This window comes from Streptomyces sp. SID10853, assembly GCF_010548145.1.
GTDB lineage: Bacteria > Actinomycetota > Actinomycetes > Streptomycetales > Streptomycetaceae > Streptomyces.
The window spans coordinates 24587-31837 of record NZ_JAAGLN010000067.1; the positions used below are offsets into that span (position 1 = coordinate 24587).

Consider the following 7251-nt stretch of genomic DNA (forward strand, 5'->3'; position numbering starts at 1 on the left):
GGGGCGCCGGACGGTGGACTATTCACCGATCTGGTCGGCGAGTTTGTGGGCCATGGCCTGCGTCTTGTCCTGCAAGGTCTTGGTGTCGGGGGGAGTGCCGGCCTCGGCGGGCTCCTCGCTGTACTCCACGGTCACGAGGACGTTCGAGGCGCGGAAGACCACCCGGACGGTGTGCTGCGACGACGCGGTGCCCGCCTTGGCCGGGACGTCGGCGAGGAAGGCGGCGCTGCCGAGACCGCTGAGGGTCCGCGACTGGAGGTCGGCCGATGGCTGCCCGGCGCCGGAGTCGCTCTTGCCGCCGTCCTGCGTGCCGCCGTCACTGCCGCCGTCCTGTCCCTCGTCCTGTCCTCCGTTCTGCCCTTCGTCCTGTCCGTCGGCCGGTGTGTCGCTCGCCCCGGGGGACCGGGTGGTGCCGTCGTCCGTGCCGGCGGCCGGGGTCATGGAGGGGGAGTCGTCAGCGGGCAGACCGGCGGCGGTCAGCTTCTGGGCGTACAGGGTCTTGGCCTGGTCGTCGTCGCTGACAGTGGTGTCGTAACTCACGACGCGTTCCATCCGGATACGCAGCCGGTGCGCGTCCGCGGGTGAGTCGGCCTTCCACCGGCAGCCCACCTGGCGGTCGGTGTCGAAGGTGGCCTCGGGCGTGCCCGCGTACGCCTGCTCCTGCTGGTCCTTCGGCAGGTCGGCGATCTCCGGGAACATGTCCTTCAGTACGCCCTGATCGGCGGCGCGGCAGGGCTCCGGCAGGGTGGAGTACTTGCCGGGCGCCGCGGCGGGGGTGGTCTCGCCGGGCTTCGCGTCGGCGGTGGAACCATCGGTCCCGGAACCGGTCGTGCAGCCGGTGACGAGCGCTGCGAGCAGCACCAAGCCGGGAACGTAAGCCCTTCGCTGCACTGTCCGAGGCTCCCTTCGGAACGGAAAACGGATACCGCCTGCTGACGGTGACCGGACACAATGTCTATCGCACGCACTGGTGTACATGCCGGTCCGCTGTCGTTTTTGCGGATCCTGATGCGTGTTTTTCTTATTCAGGCCGTTCGGGGGAATGAGGAGTTATGTCGTATGTAGAAGTGCCGGGTGCGAAGGTCCCCATCCGGATGTGGGCCGACCCGGCCTCGGTCGAGGACGGGGCGATGCAGCAGCTGCGGAACGTCGCCACGCTGCCCTGGATCAAGGGCCTCGCCGTCATGCCGGACGTGCACTACGGCAAGGGCGCGACGGTCGGCTCGGTGATCGCGATGCACGGGGCGGTCTGCCCGGCGGCGGTCGGCGTGGACATCGGCTGCGGAATGTCGGCGGTGAAGACGTCACTGACGGCGAACGATCTGCCGGGTGATCTGTCGCGACTGCGCTCCAGGATCGAAGCGGCGATTCCGGTGGGCCGCGGCATGCACGACGACCCGGTGGAGCCGGGCCGTATGCACGGCTTCCCGACGGCCGGGTGGGACGACTTCTGGGCGCGGTTCGACGGGGTCGCCGAAGCGGTCAAATTCCGTCAGGGTCGGGCTGCGAAGCAGATGGGTTCGCTCGGATCCGGGAATCACTTCATCGAGTTCTGTCTCGATGAGTCGGATTCGGTCTGGCTGATGCTGCACTCGGGCTCCAGGAACATCGGCAAGGAGCTGGCCGACCACCACATCGGCGTCGCGCAGCAGCTCCCGCACAACCAGGGCCTGGTGGACCGGGACCTGGCCGTGTTCATCGCCGACACCCCGCAGATGGGGGCGTACCGGAACGACCTGTTCTGGGCGCAGGAGTACGCGACGTACAACCGGGCCATCATGATGAGCCTCTTCCAGGACGTGGTCCGGAAGGAGTTCAAGAAGGCCCGGGTGACCTTCGACCCGGTCATCAGCTGCCATCACAACTACGTGTCCGAGGAGCGGTATGAGGGCATGGACCTGCTGGTCACCCGGAAGGGCGCCATCCGTGCCGGATCCGGTGACTACGGGATCATCCCCGGCTCGATGGGCACGGGTTCGTACATCGTGAAGGGCCTCGGCAACGAGAAGGCGTTCAACTCCGCCTCGCACGGAGCGGGCCGACGGATGAGCCGTAACGCCGCCAAGAGGCGGTTCTCCACTCAGGACCTCGTGGAGCAGACACGTGGCGTGGAGTGCCGTAAGGACTCCGGCGTACTGGACGAGATTCCGGGTGCGTACAAGCCGATCGAGCAGGTCATCGACCGGCAGCGCGATCTGGTCGAGGTCGTCGCCAAGATCAAGCAGATCGTGTGTGTGAAGGGCTGACCCGCGAACGGGCGGCCCGGGTCACAGCTCCCGGTGGACCTTGGTGTTGGACGCCTGGGCGCGGGGGCGGACCACCAGGAGGTCGATGTTGACGTGGCTGGGGCGGGTCACCGTCCAGGTGATCGCCTCCGCCACGTCGTCCGCGACCAGGGGGTCGGCCACGCCCGCGTAGACCTTGGCGGCCTTCTCCTCGTCGCCGCCGAAGCGGGTCGTGGCGAACTCCTCGGTCCTGACCATGCCGGGGGCGATCTCGATCACCCGGACCGGTTGGCCGACGATCTCCAGGCGGAGCGTCTCGGCCAGGACGCGGGCGCCGTTCTTCGCGGCCACATAGCCACCGCCGCCCTCGTACGCCCCGTGGCCCGCCGTGGACGAGACGATCACGACCGTGCCGTCGCCGCTCGCGGTCAGGGCGGGGAGCAGGGTCTGGGTGAGGTTGAGCGTGCCGATGACGTTGGTCTCGTACATCTGGCGCCAGTCCGCCGGGTCGCCGGTGGCGACCGGGTCCGCGCCGAGTGCGCCGCCCGCGTTGTTGACCAGGACGCCGATGGTGGGGAACGCGGTGGCGAACTCCTCGACGGCCGCGCGGTCGGTGACGTCCAGGGCGTACGCCGTGGCCTGGTGGCCCGCCGCGTTGATCTCGGCCGCCACCGCCTCGATGCGGTCCTTGCGGCGTGCGGTGAGCACGACCCGGTAGCCGGCCGCTGCGAGCTGCCGTGCGGTGGCTGCTCCGATGCCGCTGCTCGCTCCGGTGACGACAGCGATGCGGTTGGTGGCTGCGGGCGCGGCGGTCATGACGGGGCTCCTCGGGGGGCGGCCGGTGCGGCCGGGGTGGCCGGGCGGCCGGTTCGGTCGGATTCGGCCGGGTTCGGTCGGTTGTGTCGGTGTGGTCGGTTGCGTCTGTGCGGTCGTACGTTCGGTACGTGCAGTACTTTCGGCACGGGGTGCGCTGCCAGGATATGCCCGGGCTCAGTGGCCGCGTGGTGCGTACATGATCACGGCCATCCCGGCCAGACAGATCAGTGCGCCCGTCACATCCCAGCGGTCCGGCCGGTAGCCGTCGGCGACCATGCCCCAGACGATCGATCCGGCGACGAAGACCCCGCCGTACGCGGCGAGGATCCGGCCGAACTGGCCGTCGGGCTGGAGCGTCGCGACGAAGCCGTAGATGCCGAGCGCGATGACGCCGCCGCCGATCCAGATCCAGCCCTTGTTCTCCCGTACGCCCTGCCAGACGAGCCACGCGCCGCCGATCTCGAAGAGCGCGGCGAGGACGAAGAGGGCGGCGGAGCGGACGATCAGCATGGCGACAGCCTGGCACGGCCGGGCCCGGGGCCCCTCGGTGCGGCGGCGGGTCAGCCGTCCGTGGGCCGGGGGGCCGGGCCGAACTCGCGCAGCGCGTCCGCCACGATCGCCTCCAGGCGGTGGTGGTGTGCGCCGCGCCAGTACACCCGCTCGCACGCCACGCACTGGGCGAAGACGTCGTGGGTGCGCTCGGTGCCGTCCTCGATCCGGCCGGGCACACTCTCCTTGGAGGCCGGGACCAGCTCGCCGTTGCAGGCGGTGCACCGTGTCCACGGCGCGAGGCCGGGGGCGAACCTGCCCAGTACGTCGCGGAGTTGCTCGTCGGGCCGGTCGCTGTAGACGTACGCCCCGGCCCAGAGCTCGCGCCGCCGCAGCAGCCCCCGGTCCCTGGACAGCAGCACACGCCGGTGTTCCGCCGAGTACCTGGCGAGCGCGGGGTCCCCGATGTCCTCGCTGAAGTACGCGGTGTCCACACCGAGCAGCCGCAACCGCCGTGCCAGCGTGCCGAGATGGACGTCGAGCAGGAAACGGAGCGGGGCGCCCGGCACCTGCTGGGGGCGGTCCACCGCGTACACCTCGACGGTCTCGCCCGCGCGCGGGATGTGCGAGGGCGCCGCGGGCCTGCCGTCCACGACCAGCCGGCCGGCCTCGGTGGGCGGGATGCCGGCCGACTCGACGACGTGGCCGAGTGCCGACGAGCCGTCGGTGGCCAGGGCGGTGCGCCGCCGGCGGCGCTCCGGCGAGAGGAAGAGGCGCAGCTCGGGGGCGACTTCGAGGTGGATCTCCGGTCCGTTCACCGCGTCAGGATGTCATCGGGCCCGGGGCCAGTCGGGGCGATCCGCGGGCGGGGGCGTGCCTTCAGGCGGTTCCGCGCGTTACTCCGATCATGAACGTACGTCGAATTCTCACCACCGCAGCCGCCGGATCCGCTCTGCTCGCCGCTTTCGCTCCGGCCGCCCAGGCCAGTGACCTCGGGGGCACGCTCAGCAACGCGGCCCAGACCACGGCCGCCGTCGGCGAGCAGGCCAAGCCCATCGCCCAGGGTGTCGTCGGGAACAGCGTCGGCAAGAAGGTGCACGCCGTGAAGGGAGCGGCCAAGGCAGGCGGTGACGCGCTGAAGGCCGGCAACGAGCTCCTCAGCAGCTGAACGCCCGGGCTCCCGGGGGCGCCTGCTTCCGGGAGCCACCCGACCGGTCCAGCCACCCGACCGGTCCAGCCACCCGACCGGTCCAGCCACTCGCCCGGTCCAGCCACCCGTCCCACGCGTCATCTCCGGGACCTCGGAATCCCCTGCACCTCAGAACGTGAGCTCCACGCGCCAGTTGTTGCAGCGCATGGCCCGGCCCGGCGGGTACTCGAAGTCGCAGGCGCCCAGGAGCGAGAAGCCCGCCTTTCTGCACACCGCGTTCGACGGAGGGTTGTCGACGGACGGGAAGGCGTGCACGAACCGATGCCTCCGTTCCCGCCCGGCCCGTTCCAGCACCGCGCGTACGGCGGCGGTGGCCAGCCCCCGCCCCTGGTGTTCCGCCAGCACACCCCACCCGGCCTCGTAGATCATCTCCCCGTCCCGGCTGTGCTCCCAGTACCCGACGGTCCCGACGGCCTCACCCGTGGCGGCGGCCACCACCCGGAACATCGTGCCCGCGCCGTCCTTCCCCGCGCTCATGGCGACGTACTGCTCATGCCGTACGAGCAGTTGGTCCTCCGTCTCGGGGCCGCCCAGGTGGTTCATCAGCTCCGGCGCGTTCATCCGGCGCAGCAGCGGCAGATCGCTCTCCGACCACGGCTCGATCAGTACTCCGCCGGGTGCTCCGTCCCGTGCTCCGTCCCGCACTCCGTCTCGCATGGGCCGACTGTAGGCCGAGACGGGACATGTGCGACATGTGATCGGTCAGAGCCCGCTGGAAGGGCCGTGGGCCGGTGAGCGGCGCCGCGCCCGGCGCCGGCGGGCCGTGTTGAGCAGCGCGGTGAGCGCGGAGGCGGCGAACAGCCCTGCGGTGACCAGCAGCCAGCGGTCGAGGTAGACGCTGTCCGAGAGCCCGGTGTCCTGGTGGTACGGGGCCGGCCTGCGCAGGATCAGCGGGAACCAGACCAGCAGCAGGAGCAGCGACAGGACCACCGGGGCGCGCAGATGGTTGAGCCGGCGGAGGCCGGCCGGTGGGGGCGTGCGCGGGGGGAGTGCCGCCGCCCGCGCGGTGCGGTCCGCGGCGCTGTAGAGCGGCACCAGGACCAGATCGTGCAGGAGCGCGGCGCCGATGAACCAGACGGCGACGGCGACGGGGCGGCCCACGAGGAGCCGTACCGCGGCGTACCCGGCGACCGTGAAGCAGCAGGCCATGACGAGCAGATGGAAGGGCCGGCCGCCGTAGCGACGGGAGAAGAGGCTCATGGTCACGTCCGGAAGGTGAGGCGGCGGACCCATTTGGTGTTGTTCACGCCGGGGTTGGCGGGAACGATGACGCGGGCGGGGTAGCCGTGATCGGCGGAGAGCGGTGCTCCGTTGACGTGCAGGGCGAGCAGCGAGAGCGGGTCGTGGAGCTGGTTGCCGGCCAGGAGCACGCTGCGGAAGGCGCCCCGGCGCTGTACGGACTCGACCAGCACGCTGCGGGCGTGCGGGGTCCCGGCGAGTGCGGCCAGGTCGGCGAGGCGCAGCCCCGACCAGCTCTGGTCGTCGGTGGACCAGCCCTCCACGCAGGCGATCGGCAGCGCCGCCGTGTGCTGCCGCAGGGCGAGCAACTGGGCGCGGGTGAAGGTGAGCCGCCGCTGCTCGCCGTGGATCTCCAGGCGCCAGCGGGGGCCGATGTCGGACGCCCTGATACCGACGGCCGCCGCGCTCTTGTTGATCTGGAAGCCGTTGGGGCCGGGACGGGGGTCGCGGTTGTGCGGGGCGAGCAGTGCGGTGCGGCGCAGGGAGCCGCCGATGCTCTGGCCCGCGGTGACGACAAGAAGGGCCAGCGATCCGGCCCCGACGAGCCCGAGCGCGCCGCGTCTGCTGACGGTCGGGCGGGCCGGTGCGGGCGCCACGAGGCCGTACGGATCGGGTGGTTCCGGTGTGGTGTGGGCGGTGTCGGTGGCCAGGACGGAACGCAGGGTGCGGGAGCGCACCGCCCGCCACATCCGTCCCAGCCGCAGCACCACATGGGCGGCGAAGGCGGCCATGAACACCCAGGCGCCGTAGAAGTGCAGGGTGTAGAAGGAGCCGGGGAAGACGTAGTCGAGCTGGATGTTGAGCACGCCGGTGGCGAACTCGAAGAGGACGCCGCCGACCAGCAGGATCAGTGAGAGGCGCTCCAGGGCGTGGGCGGGGCTGACCGCGGGCGGCCAGGTGAAGAGCTTCGGGACGACCGACCACAGCTTGGCGAGCAGCACCGGGACGAGCACGATCCCGAGGGTGACGTGGACGCCCTGGGTGAGGCGGTAGAGCCAGGCGGGGCGGGTGGGCCAGGTGAACAGATAGAAGCCCAGCAGCCCTTTGTCCGGTGTCTTGTCGTTGAGCGCTCCCAGGCCCGGGTTGTAGGCGGCGTACGACAGCAGTCCGGTGACGAAGAGGAGGGTGACGCCGAACAGCAGGACCAGGCCGAGGACCGCCGTCAGCCAGGGGCCGCGGATCGGGCTGCGCCAGAACGCGGGCCGGAAGGGGCCGGGCGGCGGTGTGCCGGCCAGGGCCCGCAGGCGGCCGGGCAGCCCGCCGCCCGGCGCG

The 7251-nt window shown here is 71.3% G+C and carries 9 protein-coding genes; 2 read left to right on the forward strand and 7 right to left on the reverse strand.

Annotated elements, in window-relative coordinates:
* Positions 1-18 precede the first annotated feature (18 nt).
* Entirely contained in the window at positions 19-861 is an 843-nt protein-coding gene (locus G3I19_RS15675) for a DUF3558 domain-containing protein (protein ID WP_343235119.1), read from the reverse strand.
* 191 nt (positions 862-1052) lie between these two features.
* Between G3I19_RS15675 and G3I19_RS15680 the strand changes: the two genes are divergently transcribed.
* Complete coding sequence (locus G3I19_RS15680) at positions 1053-2246, forward strand: RtcB family protein (RefSeq protein ID WP_164264215.1); 1194 nt, start codon at positions 1053-1055, stop codon at positions 2244-2246.
* A gap of 21 nt (positions 2247-2267) precedes the next feature.
* Here G3I19_RS15680 and G3I19_RS15685 read toward each other — a convergent pair whose 3' ends face one another.
* From G3I19_RS15685 to G3I19_RS15695, 3 genes are all read right to left on the reverse strand, one after another.
* The gene (locus tag G3I19_RS15685; protein ID WP_164264216.1) at positions 2268-3041 is read right to left on the reverse strand and encodes an SDR family NAD(P)-dependent oxidoreductase; all 774 of its coding nucleotides are present in this window, start codon (positions 3039-3041) and stop codon (positions 2268-2270) included.
* Positions 3042-3215: 174 nt separating this feature from the next.
* Positions 3216-3551 (reverse strand): YnfA family protein, encoded by a 336-nt coding sequence (locus G3I19_RS15690; RefSeq protein WP_164264217.1) that lies wholly within the window; start codon positions 3549-3551, stop codon positions 3216-3218.
* Between the two features lie 50 nt (positions 3552-3601).
* Positions 3602-4348, reverse strand: coding sequence for a Mut7-C RNAse domain-containing protein (locus G3I19_RS15695; RefSeq protein WP_164264218.1), 747 nt, complete (start codon positions 4346-4348; stop codon positions 3602-3604).
* A gap of 89 nt (positions 4349-4437) precedes the next feature.
* Between G3I19_RS15695 and G3I19_RS15700 the strand changes: the two genes are divergently transcribed.
* Entirely contained in the window at positions 4438-4698 is a 261-nt protein-coding gene (locus G3I19_RS15700) for a hypothetical protein (protein ID WP_164264219.1), read from the forward strand.
* 150 nt (positions 4699-4848) lie between these two features.
* On the opposite strand, the gene G3I19_RS15705 is transcribed toward G3I19_RS15700, so the two are convergent.
* The 3 genes from G3I19_RS15705 to G3I19_RS15715 are packed head-to-tail and all read right to left on the reverse strand — an operon-like array spanning position 4849 to position 7214.
* Positions 4849-5397: a GNAT family N-acetyltransferase gene (locus G3I19_RS15705; RefSeq protein ID WP_164264220.1), complete on the reverse strand. Its 549-nt coding sequence runs from the start codon at positions 5395-5397 to the stop codon at positions 4849-4851.
* A gap of 45 nt (positions 5398-5442) precedes the next feature.
* The gene (locus tag G3I19_RS15710) at positions 5443-5940 is read right to left on the reverse strand and encodes a hypothetical protein (protein ID WP_164264222.1); all 498 of its coding nucleotides are present in this window, start codon (positions 5938-5940) and stop codon (positions 5443-5445) included.
* A gap of 2 nt (positions 5941-5942) precedes the next feature.
* Positions 5943-7214, reverse strand: a complete 1272-nt coding sequence (locus G3I19_RS15715) for a molybdopterin-dependent oxidoreductase (RefSeq protein ID WP_239074387.1) — start codon at positions 7212-7214, stop codon at positions 5943-5945.
* Positions 7215-7251: the final 37 nt, after the last annotated feature.

What these genes read in the sequence shown, in the direction of transcription:
- G3I19_RS15680 (WP_164264215.1), top strand. Translation starts at nt 1,053, where the DNA reads ATGTCGTATGTAGAAGTGCCGGGTGCGAAGGTCCCCATCCGGATGTGG.
- G3I19_RS15685 (WP_164264216.1), bottom strand. Translation starts at nt 3,041, where the DNA reads ATGACCGCCGCGCCCGCAGCCACCAACCGCATCGCTGTCGTCACCGGA.
- G3I19_RS15690 (WP_164264217.1), bottom strand. Translation starts at nt 3,551, where the DNA reads ATGCTGATCGTCCGCTCCGCCGCCCTCTTCGTCCTCGCCGCGCTCTTC.
- G3I19_RS15700 (WP_164264219.1), top strand. Translation starts at nt 4,438, where the DNA reads ATGAACGTACGTCGAATTCTCACCACCGCAGCCGCCGGATCCGCTCTG.
- G3I19_RS15705 (WP_164264220.1), bottom strand. Translation starts at nt 5,397, where the DNA reads ATGCGAGACGGAGTGCGGGACGGAGCACGGGACGGAGCACCCGGCGGA.
- G3I19_RS15710 (WP_164264222.1), bottom strand. Translation starts at nt 5,940, where the DNA reads ATGAGCCTCTTCTCCCGTCGCTACGGCGGCCGGCCCTTCCATCTGCTC.